Annotated in this window: 15 protein-coding genes and 1 tRNA gene; 10 read left to right on the top strand and 6 right to left on the bottom strand. The window is 74.6% G+C overall.

The window, feature by feature from the left end; all coding sequences use genetic code 11:
• Positions 1-102 precede the first annotated feature (102 nt).
• Positions 103-174, bottom strand: a tRNA-Gln gene (locus tag ACZ4M8_RS20465).
• A gap of 29 nt (positions 175-203) precedes the next feature.
• Complete coding sequence (locus tag ACZ4M8_RS20460; RefSeq protein WP_467609325.1) at positions 204-1052, bottom strand: hypothetical protein; 849 nt, start codon at positions 1050-1052, stop codon at positions 204-206.
• A 155-nt stretch (positions 1053-1207) separates the two neighbouring features.
• Here ACZ4M8_RS20460 and ACZ4M8_RS20455 point away from each other — a divergent pair, with 155 nt between their 5' ends.
• Entirely contained in the window at positions 1208-2677 is a 1470-nt protein-coding gene (locus tag ACZ4M8_RS20455) for a sensor histidine kinase (protein ID WP_467609323.1), read from the top strand.
• 105 nt (positions 2678-2782) lie between these two features.
• On the opposite strand, the gene ACZ4M8_RS20450 is transcribed toward ACZ4M8_RS20455, so the two are convergent.
• The gene (locus tag ACZ4M8_RS20450) at positions 2783-3331 is read right to left on the bottom strand and encodes an SUKH-3 domain-containing protein (RefSeq protein ID WP_467609321.1); all 549 of its coding nucleotides are present in this window, start codon (positions 3329-3331) and stop codon (positions 2783-2785) included.
• Positions 3332-3336: 5 nt separating this feature from the next.
• Complete coding sequence (locus ACZ4M8_RS20445) at positions 3337-3849, bottom strand: YwqJ-related putative deaminase (RefSeq protein WP_467609320.1); 513 nt, start codon at positions 3847-3849, stop codon at positions 3337-3339.
• A 293-nt stretch (positions 3850-4142) separates the two neighbouring features.
• Between ACZ4M8_RS20445 and ACZ4M8_RS20440 the strand changes: the two genes are divergently transcribed.
• The 5 genes from ACZ4M8_RS20440 (at position 4143) to mfd (ending at position 14028) form a co-directional block, all read left to right on the top strand.
• Positions 4143-5120 carry an SMI1/KNR4 family protein gene (locus ACZ4M8_RS20440; RefSeq protein WP_467609318.1) on the top strand — a complete coding sequence of 326 codons (978 nt, stop codon included), beginning with the start codon at positions 4143-4145 and terminating at the stop codon, positions 5118-5120.
• Between the two features lie 5 nt (positions 5121-5125).
• Positions 5126-7810 carry an SUKH-4 family immunity protein gene (locus ACZ4M8_RS20435; protein ID WP_467609989.1) on the top strand — a complete coding sequence of 895 codons (2685 nt, stop codon included), beginning with the start codon at positions 5126-5128 and terminating at the stop codon, positions 7808-7810.
• 119 nt (positions 7811-7929) lie between these two features.
• On the top strand, positions 7930-8979 hold the full coding sequence (locus tag ACZ4M8_RS20430) for an LCP family protein (RefSeq protein ID WP_467609316.1): 1050 nt from the start codon (positions 7930-7932) through the stop codon (positions 8977-8979).
• A gap of 182 nt (positions 8980-9161) precedes the next feature.
• The gene (locus tag ACZ4M8_RS20425; protein WP_467609314.1) at positions 9162-10205 is read left to right on the top strand and encodes a cellulose-binding protein; all 1044 of its coding nucleotides are present in this window, start codon (positions 9162-9164) and stop codon (positions 10203-10205) included.
• Positions 10206-10479: 274 nt separating this feature from the next.
• Positions 10480-14028 (top strand): transcription-repair coupling factor, encoded by a 3549-nt coding sequence (mfd, locus tag ACZ4M8_RS20420; RefSeq protein ID WP_467609313.1) that lies wholly within the window; start codon positions 10480-10482, stop codon positions 14026-14028.
• A gap of 70 nt (positions 14029-14098) precedes the next feature.
• Here mfd and ACZ4M8_RS20415 read toward each other — a convergent pair whose 3' ends face one another.
• Together ACZ4M8_RS20415 and ACZ4M8_RS20410 are read right to left on the bottom strand one after the other, a co-directional pair.
• A complete protein-coding gene (locus tag ACZ4M8_RS20415) occupies positions 14099-14632 on the bottom strand; it encodes a chloramphenicol phosphotransferase CPT family protein (RefSeq protein ID WP_467609311.1) in 534 nt (177 codons plus the stop codon).
• Positions 14633-14703: 71 nt separating this feature from the next.
• Positions 14704-16206: a DUF2079 domain-containing protein gene (locus ACZ4M8_RS20410; RefSeq protein WP_467609309.1), complete on the bottom strand. Its 1503-nt coding sequence runs from the start codon at positions 16204-16206 to the stop codon at positions 14704-14706.
• 197 nt (positions 16207-16403) lie between these two features.
• On the opposite strand from ACZ4M8_RS20410, the gene ACZ4M8_RS20405 reads away from it, so the two are divergent.
• The 4 genes from ACZ4M8_RS20405 (at position 16404) to ACZ4M8_RS20390 (ending at position 21462) form a co-directional block, all read left to right on the top strand.
• Positions 16404-17135 carry an HNH endonuclease family protein gene (locus ACZ4M8_RS20405; protein WP_467609308.1) on the top strand — a complete coding sequence of 244 codons (732 nt, stop codon included), beginning with the start codon at positions 16404-16406 and terminating at the stop codon, positions 17133-17135.
• Between the two features lie 382 nt (positions 17136-17517).
• Positions 17518-18162 carry a SurA N-terminal domain-containing protein gene (locus ACZ4M8_RS20400; protein ID WP_467609306.1) on the top strand — a complete coding sequence of 215 codons (645 nt, stop codon included), beginning with the start codon at positions 17518-17520 and terminating at the stop codon, positions 18160-18162.
• Between the two features lie 321 nt (positions 18163-18483).
• The gene (locus tag ACZ4M8_RS20395; RefSeq protein WP_467609305.1) at positions 18484-19524 is read left to right on the top strand and encodes a nucleoside triphosphate pyrophosphohydrolase; all 1041 of its coding nucleotides are present in this window, start codon (positions 18484-18486) and stop codon (positions 19522-19524) included.
• 639 nt (positions 19525-20163) lie between these two features.
• Complete coding sequence (locus tag ACZ4M8_RS20390; protein ID WP_467609987.1) at positions 20164-21462, top strand: cytochrome P450 family protein; 1299 nt, start codon at positions 20164-20166, stop codon at positions 21460-21462.
• The last annotated feature ends 140 nt before the right edge of the window (positions 21463-21602 follow it).

Here is a 21602-nt window from a genome sequence, read left to right as displayed (position 1 = left end):
TTGGCTACTTCGGGTGGTGGACATCCGAAGGATACCGGGGCGTATTCCTGGCGAAACGCAGGCGGGTCCCGACCGACAGGTCGGGACCCGAACTTTGCTCTGCTCCCCCGAGAGGACTCGAACCCCTAATGATCGGACCAAAACCGATAGTGTTGCCCATTACACCACGGGGGATGGTAAAGCGCGTCAAATCGGACAGTTCATCAGGCTGTCCGCTTGACGTGCTCCACTATGCCGTACCACCAGCCCTCGATGCGACGGTACAGCGCGGCGCCTTGCAGTACGCGGACGGTCAGACAGCCGTGGTACTCCTCTCCCACGTTCTTCCGTACCGTCTTCGGGTTGTGTTTTTTCAGCGTCGTCTTGCCCAGGGCGGATGCCTCGATGCCGACCAGATCGGCCCAGTAGCGCTCGGCGCCGGCGACATCGGCGGACTCGTGGATCGTCACGGTGAATCGGAGATACGTGTCCTCCACGCCGAGCAGCCTCAGCCAGGCGAGATAGACCCGGATCATGTCGGGGTCGCTGTTGATGAAGATGACGCGCTCGCTTCTGCGGTACGGCTTGCTCTTCGACCCCTCGGCCCAGTACAGCCCCACGCCGAGGAGGAACAGCTCCCGGTCCGTGAGTGTGCCGATCTCCTGCGTCGCCGCCGCTTTGGTCTCCGCGGTCCGCCGGTCGCGTTCCTCGCGGTAGGGCGCCCAGCGGGCCTCCCGCATGCGGTGCATCTCCTCCGGTGACTTCGTGGGTTTGGGCAGGTCGCGGACCCAGAGGGAGACCGAGCTCTTGGAGACGCCCAGCTCCGCGACGATCTCGTCGTAGGTCCGGCCCGCGCGGCGCAGGTCGCGGGCGGCTGCGCGCAGGTCGTCCTTGGCGTTGGGGCGCTTGGTCCACTCGGGGGGCGGTTCGCCTTCGAGGAGGTCGGTGAGGGTGCCGTCGGCGAGCGGGCCGAGCCGGTCGCGGATCTGGCGGCGGCTGAGGCCCGCGCGGCGGAGGGCGACGGCTTCGGCGCGTAACGCTGCGTGGTCGGGGTGGGTGCTGTTGTGTGTCATGGGAACAGGTTGGCGGGGGCGTGTGTGCGGGTGGGCGAATATGTGGACGATTCAGTAGTTCGAGGGATAACCATGGGTAAGGGCGCGTAACGGGTCGGGAACGTGCAGGTGTGCGTTTCGGGGGGGCCGGGGCGGGCGCCCGTACGCTGGTCGGTATGAGCGCGACGGGGGCAGAGGGAGAGGCCGGAGCGCGGGTGCGTGGGGTGCCCGCGCGGGGGCCGTGGTGGTGGGGGCGGCGGCGCAGTGCCGTGCTGGACGTGGTGCTGGCGTTGTTGTCGACGCTGGAGTGCGTGGTGGAGGGCGCGTCGTTCTCGGACGATGCGGGGTTGCCGGGTGCGGCGGGGGTGGTGCTGGGGCTGGTGGCCGGGCCGGTGTTGTTGGTGCGCCGTCGGTGGCCGGTGGCCGTGGTGCTGGTGTCGATCGCGGTGACGCCCGCGGACATGGGTGTGCTGCTGGGGGTGGTGGGCCTTTACACGCTGGCGGTGTCGGACACGCCGCGGCGGACGACGGCGCTGCTGGCGGGCATGACGGTGGCCGGGACGTTGGTGACGACGTTCTTGAACCTGCGGCAGGAGGTGGCCGCGGATCCGGATTTCCAGCCGCCGTTGTGGTTCGTGCCGGTGGTGTCGGTGGCGATGGGGCTGGTGGTGACGGCCCCGCCGGTGCTGTGGGGGCTGTACGTGGGGGCCCGGCGGCGGTTGGTGGAGAGCCTGCGGGAGCGGGCGGACGGTCTGGAGCGTGAGTTGTCGCTGCTGGCGGACCGCGCGGAGGAGCGGGCGGAGTGGGCCCGTAACGAGGAGCGGACGCGGATCGCGCGGGAGATGCACGACGTGGTGGCGCACCGGGTGTCGTTGATGGTGGTGCATGCCGCGGCGTTGCAGGCGGTGGCGTTGAAGGACCCGGAGAAGGCGTCGCGGAACGCGGGGCTGGTGGGGGACATGGGGCGTCAGGCGTTGACGGAGCTGCGGGAGATGCTGGGGGTGCTGCGGACGGCGGAGACGTCCGGTGGGCGTTCGGCGTCGGGGGCGTCGGACGAGCCGGAGCGGTTGGCGGCGGTGGCGTCGAAGGCGGCGGCGCAGGCGGGGGTGAAGGCGCCGGTGCCGGGTGTGGCCGGGGTGGCCGTGGCGGGTGCGGTGGCGCCGGGCGGTGAGGGCGAGGGGCCGTCGTTGGCGGAGCTGGCGGAGTTGGTGGGGCAGTCGCGGGCGGCGGGGATGGCCGTGGTGCTGTCGGTGGACGGTGCGGAGGGTGCCGGTGGTCCGGGGCGGTATGCGGCGGGGGTGGAGCAGACCGTGTACCGGGTGGTGCAGGAGGCGTTGACGAACGTGCACAAGCATGCGCCGGGGGCGCGGGCCCGGGTGCGGTTGGCGCATCGGGCGGCGGAGGTCGCGGTGCAGGTGGAGAACGGTCCGTCGGACGGTGCGGCGCCGCCGGCGGGGTTGCCCAGTGGGGGGAACGGCCTGGTGGGGATGGAGGAGCGGGTGTTGGCGCTGGGTGGTGTGTTCGTGGCCGGTCCGACGGAGGCGGGGGGTTTCCGGGTGTCGGCGGTGGTGCCGGCGGGCGGTGCGGGTACGGCGCCGGGCGCGGGTGTGGAGTCGGCTTCCGGCGGGGCGGTCGCCGGGGGGTGAGGTCCGGGGTGTCGGGTCTCGCCCGGTGGCTGTCCCTCCTTGTGGGGGCGCCGGTGGGCGGGTGAGTGCTTCGGGGCGGGGGTTCTCCGGCCGGGGAGCGTCGGGTCAGGTGCCTTCCGGGCGGGAGAGGCGGGTGGGGCGGGTGCCGAGGATGAGGGTGTTGAGGGCGTGGTCGATGGTGGGGCCGAGGTACCAGTCGCCGGTGTGGTCGAGGCTGTAGACGCGGCCTTCGGTGTCGATGGCGAGGAGGGCCTGGGGGTGGCCGGCGGTGTGGGTGCCGCTGAGTTCCTCGCGGCCGAGGGGGGCGACGTCGGTGGCGAGGGCGCGGCCGAGGTCGCCGAGGGTGCGGGCGAGGTGGAGGCCGTGGAGGGGGTCGATGGTGAAGGGGGTGGGGGCGATGTGGCGGCCGGGGCCGGTGCCGGTGAGGTGGAGGCCGCCGAATTCGGCCCATGCCTCGACGGCGGCGGGGAAGACGGTGTGGCGGTGGCCGGCGGGGGAGGTGTGGTCGCGGAGGGTGTCGGCCCAGTGTTCGGCGTGTTTGATGTCCCAGCGGCCGGGGGTCCAGCCGGCGTGCTGGAGGGCGACGTCGACGGCTGGTGGGAAGCGGGTGGAGCCGGCGCGGTCGCGGGGGTCGTGGGTGTCGGTGGCGGGCATGGTGGTCAGCTCCCTGCGGGGGTGATGCCGATGGGCATCACGCCGAAGTGGGCGAGGAGCGCGTCGCAGGAGCGGCAGGGGGGTGCGTAGCTGCCGTGCAGGGGGTCGCCGTCCTCGCGGATGTGACGGGCGGTGATCTTGGAGTGTTTCAGGGAGCGGCGGGCCTCGCCGTTGGTGAGGGGTTTGCGGGAGGCACGTTTGCCGCGGTTGTTCTCGACGGCGGTGAGGTGGCGGGAGAGCAGGACGGCTTCGGGGCAGCGGCCGGTGAACCGTTCGCGCTGGGCGGTGGCGAGGGTGTCGAGGAAGTCCTGGACGAGGGGGTGCAGGGCGGGGGGCTGTTCGGCCTTGCTCGCGGTGCAGGTGAGGGTGGCGCCGCGGACGGAGAGGGCGGCGCCGACGGTGGGGAGGATGCCGTCGCGGCGGTGGTGGAGTGTGGGGGTGTGCCCGTCGTCGGCGGTCTCGCTCCAGCCGATGCGGGGGTCGCCGGTGGCGGCGGTGTGGTGTGCCGTGGTGCTCATGCGGTGCTTCCCTCCCTGCAAACCCCCCGGTTGCGGGGGTCAGCCTGCCAAATGTCCCGGGTGTTCCGGTAGTCGGGCATGCCGTGGAGGGCGTCACGGGCGGGTGACAGTGTGTTGCGGATGTGGCAACGGAGCTGGTTGGGGCGGGTGTGGCGGGTGGGGTGAGGTGGTGGGGGTGGCGGCGTTTGTAGGGGTTCGGTGGGTGGTGCGGAGGGCGTCCGGTACCTGCGGTACGGCCTTGCGGTACGGCATAGGCTGTGCGCAGTAGCCAGATTCAGCCAGGGGGCACCGCGATGACGACAGGTCGGCTCGGGCAGCATGCCGCGCCACCGAACACCGCTTATGCCGGGCAGCTCGTGCGTTTCCCGGATCCGGTCCGTGCCGCCCGGCACCCCGCGGGTGTGCGGATGGACGGGCGGGGTTTCCCGTCGTTCTCGCCGTACGCGCGGGCGGCCGTGGAGATCGCCGAGCCGCCGGAGGGTTTCGGCGTCGATGAGCTGCGGTTGACGGACTACGTGTCGGCGAACGCGGCGATGCACGCGCAGCGGCACGAGTTGTGGGCGGACGGTCCGGCGGTGGCGACGCCGCACGGCTGGACGTGGCATCACGTCGCGGGCACGCGGCGGCTGGAGCTGGTGCCGGTCGAGGTGAAGGCGTTGCTGCGGCATCACGGCGGGTTGGCGACGGCGGCGGTGGCGCACGACAAGCGGGGCACCCGGCCGTTGCAGGAGACCCGTCCGGTGCATTTCGGGTTGGCGCACCGGGGGATCTCGGTGGGTGAGGAGCAGGTGGCGCAGGCGGAGGAGGCGCTGGGCTACCGGCTGCCGGGCGCGTACCGGTCGTTCCTGAAGGCGGCGGGGGGCTGTGCGCCGGTGGGTGTGGGGCTGGACGCGGAGCTGGGGTTGCTGGTGGACCAGCCGTTCTTCACGGTGCGTGATGACGCGGCGGTGAACGATCTGGTCTACATCAACAAGTGTCTGCGTGATCATCTGACCAAGGACTACCTGGGTGTGGCGTTCGTGCAGGGCGGTCTGCTGGCGGTGCGGGTGCGGGGCGCCGACGTCGGTTCGGTGTGGTTCTGTCCGTACGACGACGCGCGTGATCGTGACGGGTGGACGGTGCAGGAGCGGGTGGAGCGGCTGCTGTTGCCGTGCGGGGCGGATTTCGACGCGTTCCTGGAGCGGCTCGCGGGGAACCCGCCGGAGTTGGAGACGGTGGCGAATCTGATGGTGGACGGTGGCTTCGCGCAGGTCGTCCCGGTGGAGGGGTGAGCGCGGTGGTGACGTTCGCGCAGGCGCAGGAGCGCGCGGAGCTGTGGGTCAACGGTGAGGTGGCGGCGGAGCTCCAGCGTGAGGTGCGGGTGCGGGAGTTCGACCTCGGGTTCGTCGCGTGGGCGGAGGACCGGGAGGACGGAGCGGGGCCGGGCGGGGGCCGCAGCCGGCTGGTGATCGCGCGGGACAGCGGGGAGACGACGCTGTGGCCGGGGTTGCCGGTGGGTGAGGTGATCCGGCGGTACGAGGAGGAGTACGGCGCGGCGGCGGCGCGGACGCCGTCGGCGGTGGCGCCGCGGATCGATCTGGAGGCGACGTCGTTCCTGCTGACGCCGCCGGAGTGGTTGCAGGAGGCGGCGGACGCGCGGGCGGCCGAGGAGTCCGGTACGGGTGGCGGGGCGTCCGGTGGGGCGGCGGTGGCCGCGACGCCCGCTTCGGCGACGCCCGCGCCCGCGGCTCCCGTCGGTGGGGACGGTGCGGCCGACGCCTGGGCCGGGGTGAACGTGACGGCCGGTGGCGGGCCGGGCGCGGCGGCGGACGACGACCGTTCCGTGGCGCCGCCGCGGACGGTGTTCGCGCCGCCGTTGAGCGGGCTCGACGAGGTCGGCGAGGAGGACGGTACGGACACGTCCGCGCCGCGCAGCAGCCCCGAGGCGAAGACCCAACTGCTTCAGGGCGGCAGCCAGTTGCCGCCGACGCGGGAGGCTCCGGCGCTGCGGCGGCCGGGGGACGACGCGCCGGGTGACGGGGCGTCCGGTGCGGGGACGCCCGGTGGCGTGGGTGCGGCGTCCGGTGGGCGGTCGGTGCCGCCGATGCCGTCGGCGCCGCCCGCGGCTCCGGGGCTGGCGGATCTGCCGCCGCCGTCCGGTGCGCCGGTCGCCGATGTGCCGCCGCCGCAGGGCGCGGTGTCCGGCGCGTCCGTGCCGCCTGCGCCGCCGGTGGCCGGTGGCACGGACGGCGGGGTGCACGCGGCGGCGACGATGCTGGCCGCCGGTGCCGCGGTGCCCGCCGACGCGGCCGGTCCGCCGCCGCCCCCGGGGGTGCCCGGTGCGCAGAAGGCGGCGTCCGGCGGCGCGGGTGCGCCTGCCGGGGGGTACGTACGGACGCAGTTGGTGTCGCAGCTCGACGGTGACGGGCTGGATCTGAGCGCGGTGGACGGCGCCGGTTCCGGGGCGCCGGGTGGCGCCGAAGGTGGTGGTGGGGGCGGGGTGCACGCGGCGGCGACGATGCTGGCGTCCGGCGCCGCGCTGCCCGGTCCGGCGGCCGGTGGTCCCGGCGCGGGCGGTCCCGGTGTGCCGCCGCCGCCCGGTCCGCCGGGTGCGCCGAAGCCGCCGGGGGCGCCCGGTGTGCCGGGTGCGCCGAAGCCTCCCGGCCCGCCCGGCGCTCCCAAGTCCGGTGCTGCGGGCGGGAGTTCGGGTGCGGGGCCGGACGGTCCGCCGCCGCCTCCGCCGGTGCCCGCGGCCGGTGGCGGCGGGGGCGGGGTGCACGCGGCGGCGACGATGCTGGCGTCCGGCGCGGCGGTGCCCGGTCCGGCGGCGCCCGGTCCGGTCGGCGGTCCGCAGGGCGCGGGTCCGGCGGGCCCGCCCGCGCCGCCGCAGGGTCCCGGTCCGGTGGCGCAGCCCGCGCCGCCGCAGGCTGCGGCTCCCGCCGCGCCGCCGCAGGGCGCCCCCGGTGCGTACGGCTATCCGCAGCCCGCGGGCGGGGTGCCGACGGTCGGGCCCGGCTACATGGCGGTGCTCAGCTACCGCGCGCCGGACGGGTCCGAGCAGAAGATCGTGCGCAGGTCCGCGCCCGGTACGCCGCACCCGGAGTGGCAGCTGCTGCACGAGCTGCGGGGGATGAACATCCCGCCGCAGCAGGTGCTGGAGCTCCACACCGAGCTGGAGTGCTGCGAGGTGCCCGGCGGTTACTGCGCCCGGCTGGTGCGGGAGACCTGGCCGCAGGTGCGGATCAGCCACACCGCCGCGTACGGCCGCGATCACGCCTCGCGGCAGCAGGGCGTGCGTCATCTCGTCGAGCACCAGGGTGAGTTGCACCAGGTGGCGGACGGTCCGGCGCGGCCGGCTCCGGTGCGGGCGCCGTTGCCGCACCCCTCGCAGGTGCAGCCGGTGCCGCCGGCGCCGCCGCAGGTCATCGGCCAGGAGCTGGAGCAGGCGTTCGGTCCGCAGGCGCTGTTCCGTTTCGATCAGCGGGCGGTCTCCCGGCAGGGCGTGCCGGAGGTCGTCGCGCAGATGCTGGTCTGGGCGGGGCTGCCGGTCGACTTCGGGCCGTTCTTCTGGGCGCAGGCGCAGCCGGGCCGTCCGGTGCCGACGCTGGCGGAGCTGGCGGCCGAGCGCGGGGTGCAGCCGTCCGCGGACGCCGGTTCGTACCTGGTGATGGGCAATGATTTCGGGCGGCAGCTGTGTGTGCAGTACGGCACGGCGCACATCGTGGCGGTGCCGCTGGAGGGGGCGCCGGGCGGGCGGCCCGCGCCGGCGCAGTTCGTCAACAGCGGGCTGCCGGAGTTCACGCGCTGCCTGGCGATGCTGGGCCGGATGTGGCGGCTGCGGTACGGGCTGACCCCGGAGCAGGCGGGCCGCTGGACGGTCGACTTCCAGGCGCAGCTGGTGGCGCTCGACCCGCCGGCGCTCGGTTCGCCGGAGACGTGGTGGTCGGTGCTGCTGGAGCAGATGTGGGACGGGCTGCTGTAGCGCCCGTCCGCAAGTTGTGGCCGCGAGCGCGCCGCTGACCTCGGGTTTTCCGGGGTCGGCGGCGCTTCGTCGTACCGGCTCGGGCTGCGGGGACGGCGTGGCGCGCGGACCATACCGGTATGGAGCAGCTCGGGCAGGAGCCGCCACCGCCGGCCGCGGCGACGTACCGCGCCGGACGGCGGGGCGGGCGCGGGACCGGGCGCCGTCGCCGCCGGTGGCTGCGCCGGACGCTGCTGGCACTGCTGGTCGTGGTGGTGCTGCTGGTCGCCGGAGGTGTGACGGCGTACGTATGGGCCGGCGGGCAGGTGCGGCACGTCGCGGCGATCGGTACGTACCCGGGGCGCCCGTCGGCGGGCGCGGGCACCAACTGGCTGCTGGTCGGCTCCGACAGCCGCGCCGGGCTCACCCCCGAGCAGCGCGAGGAGCTGCACGTCGGCAACGACGGCGGGCGGAACACCGACACCGTGATGGTGCTGCACACCGGCGCCCACGGCCCGTATCTGGTGAGCCTGCCGCGCGACAGTTACGTACCGGTGCCGGGGCACGGCCGCCGGAAGATCAACGAGGCGTACGCGGACGGCGGGCCGCGGCTGCTGACCCGCACCGTGGAGCAGGCGACGGGGCTGCGCATCGACCGGTACGCGGAGGTGAACTTCCTCGGTCTGGTGCAGGTCGTCGACGCGCTCGGCGGCGTCCGGATCTGCCCGGCGAAGCCGCTGAAGGACGCGCGGTCGGGCGCGGACTTCCGGGCCGGGTGCCAGCAGGTCGACGGGCGGCGGGGGCTGGCGTACGCGCGGGCCCGCTACAGCGACCCGGAGGGGGATCTCGGACGGGTGAAGCGGCAGCGGGAGCTGATGGCGGCGGTCGCGGACCGGATGCTCGGCACGGACATGCTCCGGCACCCGTCCCGTCCCGTGCCGGTCGCGCGCACCACGCTCGCCGCGATCCGGGTGGACGAGGGCGCGGGCATCCGGCAGCTGTGGGATCTGGGCTGGTCGATGCGGAAGATCACCGGCGGCAGCGGGCGGGCGGTGACGGTGCCGGTGGCGCGGCCCGGGGTGAGCGTCAGCGGCGCGGGCGACGTCCTGCTGTGGGACGAGGCGAAGGCCCGGCAGCTGTTCCAGGCGCTCCGCAAGGGTGATCCAATTCCGACTTCTGCCACCAATTGACGCATCCTGGTGGGTGGAGCGGGCCACCGTCGGGTGACGGGCGGCCCGTCCGCCGAGTCGGGTGCGGGACGGCGCACCGGCCGGACGGTGCGGTCCGGGCGGCGGGCCGTCGCGAAGGGCGTGACATGCGCGCGCCGGAGAGGGGCTTGAGAATGAGTGCGTCGGTTTCGCCGCACGGTTTCATGACCGTACGCGGACGCGGCTACCGCCCGGACGAGGTGGACCGCCGCGTCGCGGGCCTCACCGTCGACCGGGACTCGTGCTGGGAGCGGGCCGCGCAGCTCACCGAGACCGCCGAGGAGCTGGCGGCACAGCTGTCGGAGCTGCGCGCGTACGTCGCCACGATGCCGCCGCAGACGTACGAGTCCCTGGGTGAACAGGCGCGGCTGATCCTCACCACCGCCGAGTCCGAGGCGGCCCGGCTGCGCGCCGACGCGGAGCGCGCCGCCGAGGAGCTGCGGGACGCGACGGTGGCGTACGCGCGCGACACGGGGGAGGCGGCCGACGAGGTCGCGCACGCCCGCCGCAAGGACGCCGAGGAGCGCGGGCAGCGGACCGTCGACGCGGCGCGGGCGGACGCGGCGGCGCGGGTGAAGGCGGCGGAGAAGGACGCCGCCGAGTGGCGCGCGGAGGCCGCCGAGGCGCTCGCGGAGATGCGGCGCAACACGGCGGCGATGCTGGCCGAGGCCGAGCAGCGGCGGGCCGAGGCGTGGGAGGAGTGCGGCCGGGAGATCGCCGCGCGGGAGGCGGAGACGGCCCGCCGGATCGCGGAGCTGGAGGAGCGGGGCCGCGAGGTGGTGGCGCTGGCGGAGCGGCGGCACGCCGAGACCGAGGAGGCCGCCCGGCACCGGCAGGAGGACGCCGAGGCCCGCGCCGCCGAGCTGCTGGCCCAGGCGGGTGTCGAGGTCGAGCGCATCGAGCGGGCCACCGCCCGCATCCTGCGCGAGCACCAGGAGGAGCGCGACGAACTGCGCTCCCACATGACCCACGTCCGCAACAGCCTCGCCGCCCTGACCGGCAAGGACCCGGGCGATCTGCCGGGCCCGGACGGGGACGGGCCCGCGGGGGCGGCCGACGGCCCGGTCGACGGCCCGGCCCCCGAACCGGCCTCCGCCGGGGACGCCGCCCAGGAGCCCGGGGCCGGCCGCGACGGTGGTGACCCGCGCACCCCCGTCAACCCGGACGACGAGGACACCATCGAGACGGAGCTGCCGCGCACGGGGTGAGGGGGCGGGGGAGGGGTGAGAACCCGCTCCGGCCGGCCCCTCGCAGGCCCCCGGGGCCACGCCCGGCGCCGGCCCGCGGTCCGGGTACGGGCCCGGTGCGGGCCGCTCGCCGCCGCCGTCCGGCCGGTGGTCGGGGCGTCCCGTTCGCGCGGCGGGTTGTCGGTGGTCGGGCGTAAGGTGGGCAACCCCGGCCCGTTCGACATGGGGACCGCTCCGGCCCAGATCGACGCGTCGGGCTGTTCGCGTTGTTCACCTCGCTGGGACGGAACCCCTCATGAGCCTTGCTGGTCTGCTCGACGCCGTCGTCAAGGATCCGGCGCTCGCCGAAGCGGTGCAGGCCGCCACCGACGGCCACCGCCCGCATGTGGACCTCGTCGGCCCGCCCGCCGCCCGTCCCTTCGCGGTGGCGGCGCTCGCCCGGGACGCCGGGCGGCCGGTGCTCGCGGTCACCGCCACCGGCCGGGAGGCCGAGGACCTCGCCGCCGCGCTGCGCACCCTCGTGCCGGCCGGCCAGGAGCACACCGTCGTGGAGTTCCCCTCCTGGGAGACGCTGCCCCACGAGCGGCTCTCGCCCCGCTCGGACACCGTCGGCCGCCGCCTCGCGGTGCTGCGCCGCCTCGCCCACCCCAGCCCCGACGACCCGGCGACCGGCCCGGTCTCCGTCGTCGTCGCGCCGATCCGTTCCGTGCTCCAGCCGCAGGTCAAGGGGCTCGGCGATCTCGTGCCCGTCAGTCTGCGGACGGGGCAGAGCGCCGATCTCGGCGAGGTCGTCGACGGGCTCGCGGCCGCCGCGTACACCCGGGTCGAACTGGTCGAGAAGCGCGGTGAGTTCGCCGTCCGCGGCGGCATCCTCGACGTCTTCCCGCCCACCGAGGAGCACCCGCTCCGCATCGAGTTCTGGGGCGACGACGTCGAGGAGATCCGGTACTTCAAGGTCGCCGACCAGCGGTCCCTGGAGGTCGCCGAGCACGGACTGTGGGCGCCGCCGTGCCGCGAGCTGCTGCTCACCGACGCCGTCCGGGAGCGCGCCGCGGAGCTGGCCGAGGCCCACCCCGAGCTGGGCGAACTCCTCGGCAAGATCGCCGAGGGGATCGCCGTCGAGGGCATGGAGTCCCTCGCGCCGGTCCTCGTCGACGAGATGGAACTGCTGCTCGACGTGCTGCCCGCCGGGAGCATGGCCGTGGTCTGCGACCCGGAGCGGGTCCGCACCCGCGCCGCTGACCTCGTCGCCACCAGCCAGGAATTCCTCCAGGCGTCCTGGGCGGCGAGCGCCGGTGGGGGCGAGGCGCCGATCGATGTGGGCGCGGCGTCGCTGTGGGGTATCGCCGACGTCCGGGCCCACGCCCGGGAGCTGGGGATGATGTGGTGGTCGGTGAGCCAGTTCGCCGCCGACGAGGACACCGCGCCCGACTCCGGCGACACCCTCACCCTCGGGATGCGCGCCCCCGACACCTACCGCGGTGACACCGCCCGCGCCCTCGCCGACACCAAGGGCTGGCTCGCCGACGGCTGGCGCACCGTCTACGTCACCGAGGGCCACGGCCCGGCCGCCCGTACCGTCGAGGTGCTGGGCGGGGAGGGCATCGCCGCCCGCCTCGACGCCGAGCTGACCTCGCTCGCCCCGTCCGTCGTCCATGTGGCCTGCGGCTCCCTCGACAACGGCTTCGTCGACGCGGCGCTGCAACTCGCCGTCCTCACTGAGACCGACCTGTCCGGGCAGAAGGCGGCGGCCAAGGAGCTGGGCCGGATGCCGGCCCGCCGCCGCAAGACCATCGACCCGCTGACGCTGAAGGCGGGCGACTTCATCGTCCACGAGCAGCACGGCGTGGGCCGCTACATCGAGATGGTGCAGCGCACCGTCCAGGGCGCCACCCGCGAGTACCTCCTCGTCGAGTACGCGCCCGCCAAGCGCGGTCAGCCCGGCGACCGGCTGTACATCCCCACCGACCAGCTGGAGCAGGTCACCAAGTACGTCGGCGGTGAGGCACCGACGCTGCACCGCCTCGGCGGCGCCGACTGGACGAAGACGAAGGCGCGGGCGAAGAAGGCGGTCAAGGAGATCGCCGCGGACCTCATCAAGCTGTACTCCGCGCGGATGGCGGCGCCCGGCCACACCTTCGGCCCGGACACCCCCTGGCAGCGCGAGCTGGAGGACGCCTTCCCGTACGCGGAGACGCCCGATCAGCTCACCACCATCGCCGAGGTCAAGGAGGACATGGAGAAGTCCGTCCCGATGGACCGGCTGATCTGCGGCGATGTCGGCTACGGCAAAACTGAGATCGCAGTGAGAGCCGCCTTCAAGGCGGTGCAGGACGGCAAGCAGGTCGCCGTCCTCGTCCCGACGACCCTCCTCGTCCAGCAGCACTACGGCACCTTCACCGAGCGGTACGGACAGTTCCCCGTCAACGTCCGCGCGCTCTCCCGCTTCCAGACGGAGGCGGAGTCGAAGGCGACCCTCGAAGGGCTCAAGGACGGCTCCGTCGACATCGTCATCGGCACCCACCGCCTCTTCTCCTCCGAGACGAAGTTCAAGGACCTCGGTCTCGTCATCGTCGACGAGGAGCAGCGGTTCGGCGTCGAGCACAAGGAGCAGCTGAAGAAGCTCCGCGCCAACGTCGATGTGCTGACGATGTCCGCGACGCCCATCCCCCGCACCCTGGAGATGGCCGTCACCGGCATCCGCGAGATGTCGACGATCACCACCCCGCCCGAGGAGCGCCACCCGGTCCTCACCTTCGTCGGGCCGTACGAGGAGAAGCAGATCGGCGCGGCCATCCGGCGGGAGCTGCTCCGCGAGGGCCAGGTCTTCTACATCCACAACCGCGTCGAGTCGATCGACCGGGCGGCGGCGCGGCTGCGCGAGATCGTCCCCGAGGCGCGGATCGCGACGGCCCACGGCCAGATGTCCGAACAGGCGCTGGAGCAGGTCGTCGTGGACTTCTGGGAGAAGAAGTTCGACGTGCTGGTCTCCACCACGATCGTCGAGTCCGGTATCGACATCTCCAACGCCAACACCCTCATCGTCGAGCGCGGCGACAACTTCGGCCTCTCCCAGCTGCACCAGCTGCGCGGCCGGGTGGGCCGGGGCCGCGACCGCGGCTACGCCTACTTCCTCTACCCGCCGGAGAAGCCGCTGACCGAGACCGCCCACGAGCGGCTGGCGACGATCGCGCAGCACACCGAGATGGGCGCCGGTATGTACGTCGCCATGAAGGACCTGGAGATCCGCGGCGCGGGCAACCTGCTGGGCGGCGAGCAGTCCGGCCACATCGCGGGCGTCGGCTTCGACCTGTACGTCCGGATGGTCGGCGAGGCGGTCGCCGACTACCGCGCGTCGCTGGAGGGCGGGGCGGAGGAGGAGCCGCCGCTGGAGGTCAAGATCGAGCTGCCGGTCGACGCGCACGTCCCGCACGACTACGCGCCCGGTGAGCAGCTGCGCCTCCAGGCGTACCGCGCCATCGCGGCGGCGTCGAGCGAGGAGGACATCAAGGCGGTCCGCGAGGAGCTGACCGACCGCTACGGCAAGCTGCCCGAGCCGGTGGAGAACCTGCTGCTGGTCGCCGGACTGCGGATGCTGGCGCGGGCCTGCGGCGTCAGCGACATCACCCTCCAGGGCGTAAACATCCGCTTCGGCCCGGTGGAGCTGCGCGAGTCCCAGGAGCTGCGCCTCAAGCGCCTGCACCCGCGCGCCGTCCTCAAACCCGCCACCCACCAGGTCCTGATCCCCCGCCCCACCACCGGCAGGATCGGCGGCAAGCCGCTGGTCGGCCGGGAACTCCTGGCCTGGGTCGGCGAGTTCCTGACGACGATCCTGGGGGCGTGAGGCGGCGGCAGGCGTACGGGCCGGAGGCGGCGGATCGCCCCGCCGGCCCGTACGCGGCAGGCGGGGCGGCTCACCCCACCCGCGCCGCCACCTCCCGCGCGCACTCGCGCGCCGTGCGGCGGCCGGTGTCGACCTCGATGTCGTACGTCATCCCGCGGTGGACGAGGGACGCCTGGGCGGCGGCCATGCCGGGGACGCGGTCGGGGCGGGTGCGTTCGCGGGCGGTGGCGGTGGCCGCGTCGCAGCGGACGCCGACCCACAAGGCGGGCAGGTCGCCCAGGACACGCTCCCAGGCGCGGCGCCCCTCGACGCCGCCGAGGAACACCTCGTCGAGGATGACCGGCGCCCCGGCGCGGACGACCGCCGCGACGCCGTGCCGCCAGCTGTCCTGGAGCGCCTGGAAGGCGGCGCCCGGCGTGACCGAGCCGTCCGCGCCGAGGACCAGCCCGTCCGGGTCGTCCATCAGTCCGGGCGGCAGCGCCTCGATCAGACTGTCCACGCCGAACGTCAGCCACGGGCGCGGCAGGACTTCCTGGAGGGCGCGGGCCAGCGACGACGTACCGGAGCTGGAACCACCGTTGAGAACGATCACCTGGATGGACATCGCGCCACCGTAACCAGCGGCGGCCGCCACCGCCCCCGGTTTTTCCGCCCGGTGCCGGGGCCCGCCCGGAGTCAGGGCCCGGACGTCCGCCGCAGGACCACGAGGTCGGCGGTGGTACCGGAGACCGCGTAGCCGGTGTGCGGATGCCGCTGCTCCGCCTCGGCGACGGCCTGCTGCGGCGTGCGGCCGTCGGCCAGCTGCACGGCGACGTAGTCGGGGGCGATCCCGCGGGTGTCACCGATCCAGAACACCCGGGTGCGGGAGACCAGCCGGGACAGCGGGCGGATGTCCGCCTCGACGCTCGCGCCGTCCGGGACGGTCGCCAGCAGCCGGTTCACGGCGACGGTCTGCGGCGGAACGCGGTAGGTGGCCGCCTCGGTGAGCCGGGACAGCGGCAGGGTGCAGGTCAGCGCGAGCGCCGCGGCCAGGCACGCGGCCGGCAGCTGGCCCGCCAGTGACCGCAGCCACGGCCGCGGTGAGCGCCCCGACCGCTCCAGCGCGTCGACGAGGGCGAGGAAGACCACCGGCATCAGCACCGCGTTGTAGTGCCAGTCGATGCCCCAGTAGTGCGGCTCGTGGGAGACGAACCGCCAGCCGAGCGTCGGGACGGCGGCCAGCAGCAGCGGTGAGCGCAGCGCCAGCAGCGCACTGGTCGGCAGCAGCACCCACAGCAGTGTGTGCAGCGCCTCGCCCGCCCCGATCCCCGGCCCCGCCGCGCCCGCACCGCCGAGCTTCGTCCAGTAGTCGTACGAGCCGGTGCCGTTGAACCCGGGGATGATCACGCCGAGGGTGACGGCGGTGGCGGCGAGCCCGAAACCGACGAGCGCCACGGCGAGCGGCACCGCCCGCCGGGCCCGCACCAGCACCACCACACCGATGGCGGCGGCGGTGACGCCCAGATCCTCCTTGACCAGCACCAGCGGCGCGGCCCAGCACACCGCCGCCGTCCACCGCCCGCGCACCACCGCCTCCAGCGCGAACGCCAGCAGCGGCAGTGCGAACGCGATCTCATGGAAGTCGAAGTCGACGGCCTTCTGCAGGCCCCACGACAACCCGTAGGCGACACCGACCGCCAGCCCCCGGGCGCGCCCCAGGAAGCGTGCGGCGGTGCGGGTGACCGGCACCGACGACAGCGCGAACAGCGCCGCCTGCGCCGTCAGCAGCGTCATCGGCGACGGCAGCAGCCGGTAGAGGGGCGCGAGCAGGACCAGCACCGGGCTGAAGTGGTCGCCCAGGATGTTGGTGCCCGGCCCCTTGAGGTCCACGATCGGCGCCCCGAGACGGGCGTAGCCGCGCACCGCCTGCTCGAAGATGCCCAGATCCCACGAGGCGCTGCCCGCCGTGAGGTTCCGCAGCAGCGACAGCGTGGCGTACGCGGCGAAGAGCAGCAGCGCCGTCCAGTACGGATCGAGACGCGGGGCGCCCAGCGCCGCGAGGCGGCGGGGGCGGCGCGCACCGGGGCGGTCGGCCGACGGGGAGCCGGGCGGGGCGGTCCGTTGTCCGGGCGGCATTCCGGTCGCCGGGCCGGTCACGCCGGGGCCGGCGCCCGCCGCCGTCGCTGCGGCCGTATCCATGCGCGTCCTCCGTCTCGGCTCCCGAAAAGATACTCGAAACCGCCGAACCGGACGGTGACGACGGCACGGGCGGCGGGTTCGCCGGGGCGTTTTCCCGCCGGGCCGTCAGACATGCCCGCCCCGCGCCGCGTACGCTCCTTCGCCGGACCGGCCACCGGGCGCCCCGGCGGCCCAGCTCTTGAGGAGGGGACCCCGACGTGAACCGCATACGGACCGTGCTGCCCGCCGCAGCCGTCGCCGCTCTGCTCGCCCTGACCGGCTGCTCGCCCGCCGACGGGACGGACGGCAAGGACGCCAAGGACGGCGCGTCGGCGTCCGGCGCACCCGGCGCGGCCCTGTCGGCGCTGGCCGAGCTGCCCGTCAAGAAGCGCGGCTCGCAGGACGGTTACGCCCGCGCCCGCTTCGGCAGCGGCTGGGCCGACACCGACGGCAACGGCTGCGGCACCCGCGACGACATCCTCGAACGCGACCTGGAGAACGCCAAGCACCGCGGCAGGACCTGCGCGGTCGTCTCCGGGACGCTCACCCACGACCCGTACACCGGCGGCACCATCCGCTACCGGCGCGGCAGCAGCAAGGTCGACATCGACCATGTCGTGGCCCTCTCCGACGCCTGGCAGAAGGGTGCCGCCCGCTGGGCGCCCCGCAAGCGGATCGCGCTCGCCAACGATCCGCTGAACCTCATCGCCGTGGAGGCGTCCGCCAACCGCAGCAAGAGCGACGGCGACGCGGCCGCCTGGCTCCCGGAGAACCAGGGATACCGCTGCGCCTACGTCGCCCGGCAGGTGGCGGTGAAGAAGAAGTACGGCCTGTGGGTCACCCGCGACGAGAAGACCGCGATGACGAAGGTCCTCAACGGCTGCCCGAGCGAGAAGCTCCCCTCCGGCGGCAACCCGACCGAGGCGCCGGAGCGGTTCACGGCGAAGTAAGGAGTAAGGGGAGAGCGGGGCGGCGGCCGGGGCGCGGTGCGTCCGGGGGCGCCGCGCACCGGCCGGGCTTCCGTCCGGTGACGGGCCGGACGCGCACCCTGGGCGCCCCGGCGCCGCGGGGCGTACGGCGGATGACGGGCCGGCCCCGGCCACCCCGTGTGCCGCGGGTGCGCGGGGCGTCCGGCGGCCCTGTCCCGCGTACCCAAAAACCTGGGGAATCGTTGGCCAACCGGTGGCCCGGGGCATCCGGACTCCCTACTATCGATCAACGCCAGATCGATGAGATGCCCGCTCCCGGCACCCGCCGGGAGCGCCCCGCCCACCGCCGCCGCACGGCGTTCGCGCCGCGCCGTCTCGTTCACGATCTCTGCCGGGAGGCCCCGTGCTCCGCCGTAGGACAGTGCTCTCCGTATCCCTCTCCGCCGCCCTGCTGGCCGCGACCCCGCTGCTCACCGCCTGCGGCAGCGACGCGCACCCCGGTGCCGCCGCGATCGTCGACGGCGAGCGGATCACCGTCGCCCAGCTCCAGGCGAAGGTGAAGGACGTACGCCAGGCGCAGAGCAGGTCCCCGCAGGGCGGCCAACTCATCTCCAACACCGGCCAGTTGAGCCTGGCCACCCTCAACGGCATGATCTTCCAGCGGGTCCTGGAGCGCAGCGCCGACCGCGCCGGGGTCACCGTCACCCGCGCCGATGTGCAGCGGTGGCGCACCACCGCCGAGAAGGAACTGGGCGGCCCGGAGCGGCTGAAGGCCGTCTGGCTCCAGCAGCAGTCCGTCGCCCCCGACGAGGTCGACGCGACCGTCCGCAACCAACTCCTCCTGGACGGCCTGGCCAAGAAGATCGGCGCCGACCGCACCAGCCCCGGAGGCCAGCGCCGCCTCGTCGACAACCTCGCCCGCACCTCCCGCGCCATGGGCGTCGACGTCAACCCGCGCTTCGGCTCCTGGAACGACCGCCGCGTCATCCTCGGCGCGACCAAGGACCCCTGGCTCACCCCCGCGACGAGCGCCCGGCAGGAGGCGTAGCCGGTCCGTACGCGTACGGGGCGCGGCCCCGGCGCCCGGCCCACCGCTACGGCGGGCCGGGGCCGGGGCCGGGGCCGCTGCCGTGCGTTGCCGGGGCGCCGCCGGATCCGGGGCGGCCCGGTCCGGCGCGTGCCCCGTCGCCGGGGCCGCTGCCCGTGTGCGGCACGGGGCCGGTCCGGGGCGAGAGGCCGTCGGCAGGGGCCGGTCCGGGCCGAGGCCGTCGGCAGGGGCCGGTCCGGGCCGAGGCCGTCGGCGCCGGGCCGGGGCGGCTCCGTCCCGCGGCCGCGCGGCGCTGTCAGTGGGGTGCGTTACGTTCGAGGGGTGAACGCTGACGTGCCCTTCGCCGACTCCGGAGCCGCCGGCCGCCCCGAGGGCGGCACCGGACGCCTGATCCTGCTCACCACCAGCCACCGCGTCGCCCCCGGGCTGCTGTCCTGGCCCGCCTGGCAGGCGCTGCGCACCGCCGACCGCGTGTTCTGCGCCGACCCCGCCCACCCGCAGCTGCCCTATCTGCGCGAGGCCCGGATCACGGTGGAGCCCGCCGTCCCCACCGCCCGCGAGCTGGTCGACGACTGCGTCGCCGGGGACCGCACGGCCGTCGTCCTCACCTCCGCCGACGGCGAGAGCGCGCTCACCGACGGTCTGGCCCGCCTCGCCGGCTCCGGCCGCGAGACCATGCCCGACCTGGAGCTGCTGCCCGGCGCGTACGACCTGCCGGGCGCCCGGCTGCTCGACCTCGTCCAGGTCATGGACCGCATCCGCGCCGCCTGCCCGTGGACGGGCGTCCGCACCCACGAAGACCTCGCCAAGTACGCCCTGGAGGAGGCGTACGAGCTGGTCGAGGCCATCGAGAGCGGGGACCGCGAGGAGCTGCGGGAGGAGCTGGGCGACGTCCTGCTCCAGGTCGTCCTGCACGCCCGCATCGCCGAGGACGACCCCGACGCGCCGTTCTCCGTCGACGATGTCGCCGGGGCGCTGGTGGAGAAGCTGATCCACCGCCATCCGCACGTCTTCGGGGACGAGTCCGCCGAGACGCCCGAGGAGGTCCGGGCGCACTGGCTGCGCACCAAGGCCACCGAGAAGCGGCGCGCCTCGGTCACCGACGGCGTCCCGCTCACCCAGCCCGCGCTGGCCCTCGCCGCGAAGCTCGCCTCCCGCGCCCGCACCGCCGGCCTCGACGTCCGCCCGTCGGCCCCCGGCATCGGCTACGAACTCCTGGCCCTGGCCGCCCGCGCCGAGGCCGAGGGTACCGACCCCGAAACCGCCCTCCGCGCCGCCGCCCGCACCTACCGCACCGCGATCCGCGCGGCGGAGGGCCTGCCCCCGTCGGAGGAGCCGGCGCCGGAGGAGATACCGGAGTAGAGGGAAGCCCTTCCCGGCGGGGCGCGGGACGGTCCCTCCCTCGGCGGTCCGCCCTCACCCACAGGGGGAGGCCCGTTCTTACGGGGAGGCAAAGGCCCGCTCTTACGGGAGGCAAAGGCCCGCTCTTACGGGGCGGACGCCGGGGCACCTGCCCGTACGGGGCGGGCGCCGGGCCGCGCAGTCCGTGCCTCCCCGGGCAGCGGTTACCGTCGAAAGGTGCACCACACGCCCGACACCACCCCTGACGCGCCCCGCACCGCCCCGGGCCCCGCCGCCCGCCTCGCCGGACCGCCCGCCCCGGACCGCCCGTCCGCCACCGGGCCCGGCGCGACACCCGCGCCTCCGGAAGCCGCCACGGACCGCGTCCCCTCGGCCCCGGGCTGCCCCATGCACCCCACCTCCACCGGCGCCGGCGTATCCCCGGCGGCGTCCGCGCATCCCGGGACCGCCGGGCCCGAGGCGATCCCCGCATCCGGAGAGGCCGCTACGGACCGCGCCCCCTCGGCCTCCGGGTGCCCTGCGCATCCCACCACCGCCGGCATCGGCACATCCCCCGCGACGCCGGCGCACCCCACCTCCACCGGCGTCGGCGTATCCCTGGCGGCGTCCGCGCATCCCGGGACCGCCGGGCCCGAGGCGATCCCCGCGCCCCTGGAAGCCGCGCCGGACGGGGCCGCCGCCCCTGCCCTCTTCACCTGGGAGTTCGGTGCCGATCCGTATCCGGCGTACGCCTGGCTGCGGGAGCACGCGCCGGTGCGCCGGACCGCGTTGCCCAGTGGTGTCGAGGCGTGGCTGGTGACGCGGTACGCGGACGCGCGGCAGGCGCTCGCCGACTCCCGGCTGTCGAAGAATCCGGTGCACCACAGTGAGGGCGCCCACGGCAAGGGCAAGGTCGGCATCCCGGGCGAGCGCAGCGCCAACCTCATGACGCACCTGCTCAACATCGACCCGCCGGACCACACCCGGCTGCGCCGGCTGGTCTCCAAGGCGTTCACCCCGCGCCGCGTCGCCGCCTTCGCGCCGCGCGTCCAGGAGCTGACCGATACGCTCATCGACTCCTTCGCCGCCCGCGGTGAGGCCGACCTCATCCACGAGTTCGCCTTCCCGCTGCCGATCTACGCCATCTGCGATCTGCTCGGCGTCCCGCGCGAGGACCAGGACGACTTCCGGGACTGGGCCGGGATGATGCTCCGCCACACCAAACCGGGCGGCACCGGCGGCGGTCCGCGCGGCGGCGTCGCCAAGGCGGTCAAGAAGATCCGCGGCTACCTCGCCGAACTGATCCACCGCAAGCGCGCCGCCCTGCCGCCCGAGCCCGAGCCCGGCGAGGACCTGATCTCCGGCCTGATCCGTGCCTGGGACCACGGCGAACACCTCACCGAGAACGAGGTCGCCGCGATGGCGTTCATCCTGCTCTTCGCCGGTTTCGAGACCACCGTCAACCTCATCGGCAACGGGATCTACGCCCTGCTGCGCGCCCCCGACCAGCGTGAACTCCTCCAGAAGTCGCTGGCCTGCGGCGACGCGGACGTCCTCGCCACCGGTATCGAGGAGCTGCTGCGCTACGACGGGCCGGTCGAACTGGCCACCTGGCGGTTCGCGACCGAGGAGCTGACGATCGGCGGCGAGCGGATAGCCGAGGGCGATCCGGTGCTGGTGGTGCTGGCCGCCGCCGACCGTGACCCCGCACGCTTCGACGCCCCGGACACCCTCGACCTGCGCCGCACCGACAACCCGCACCTCGGCTACGGCCACGGCATCCACTACTGCCTCGGCGCGCCACTGGCCCGCCTCGAAGGACAGACCGCCCTCGCCACCCTCCTGACCCGCCTGCCGGACATCCGTCTTGCGGCGGAACCGGACGATTTGCGGTGGCGGGGCGGGCTCATCATGCGCGGTCTGCGGACCCTCCCCGTGACGTTCACCCCGGCCCCCTGACGACACGCCGCCCGGCCGCGCGGACGGCCTTCCGAGGCCCATGAGTTGACGCCTCGTCAGCCACGTGACCTGCACGTGATCTCCGCTACACCGGCTTGTGACGCCCCGTGAGCCCGGTTACCTTGCCACCGAACAAGCGC

This window comes from Streptomyces sp. NPDC027185 (genome assembly GCF_055567035.1).
Note: the sequence above shows the minus strand (reverse complement) of the source record. Positions and strands in the feature narration are given on the sequence as shown.

Bases quoted from the DNA above. Each gene is read 5' to 3' on its own strand.
- ACZ4M8_RS20460 (WP_467609325.1), bottom strand. From the start codon at position 1,052: ATGACACACAACAGCACCCACCCCGACCACGCAGCGTTACGCGCCGAA.
- ACZ4M8_RS20455 (WP_467609323.1), top strand. From the start codon at position 1,208: ATGAGCGCGACGGGGGCAGAGGGAGAGGCCGGAGCGCGGGTGCGTGGG.
- ACZ4M8_RS20450 (WP_467609321.1), bottom strand. From the start codon at position 3,331: ATGCCCGCCACCGACACCCACGACCCCCGCGACCGCGCCGGCTCCACC.
- ACZ4M8_RS20445 (WP_467609320.1), bottom strand. From the start codon at position 3,849: ATGAGCACCACGGCACACCACACCGCCGCCACCGGCGACCCCCGCATC.
- ACZ4M8_RS20440 (WP_467609318.1), top strand. From the start codon at position 4,143: ATGACGACAGGTCGGCTCGGGCAGCATGCCGCGCCACCGAACACCGCT.
- ACZ4M8_RS20430 (WP_467609316.1), top strand. From the start codon at position 7,930: ATGGAGCAGCTCGGGCAGGAGCCGCCACCGCCGGCCGCGGCGACGTAC.
- ACZ4M8_RS20425 (WP_467609314.1), top strand. From the start codon at position 9,162: ATGACCGTACGCGGACGCGGCTACCGCCCGGACGAGGTGGACCGCCGC.
- mfd (WP_467609313.1), top strand. From the start codon at position 10,480: ATGAGCCTTGCTGGTCTGCTCGACGCCGTCGTCAAGGATCCGGCGCTC.
- ACZ4M8_RS20415 (WP_467609311.1), bottom strand. From the start codon at position 14,632: ATGTCCATCCAGGTGATCGTTCTCAACGGTGGTTCCAGCTCCGGTACG.
- ACZ4M8_RS20410 (WP_467609309.1), bottom strand. From the start codon at position 16,206: ATGGATACGGCCGCAGCGACGGCGGCGGGCGCCGGCCCCGGCGTGACC.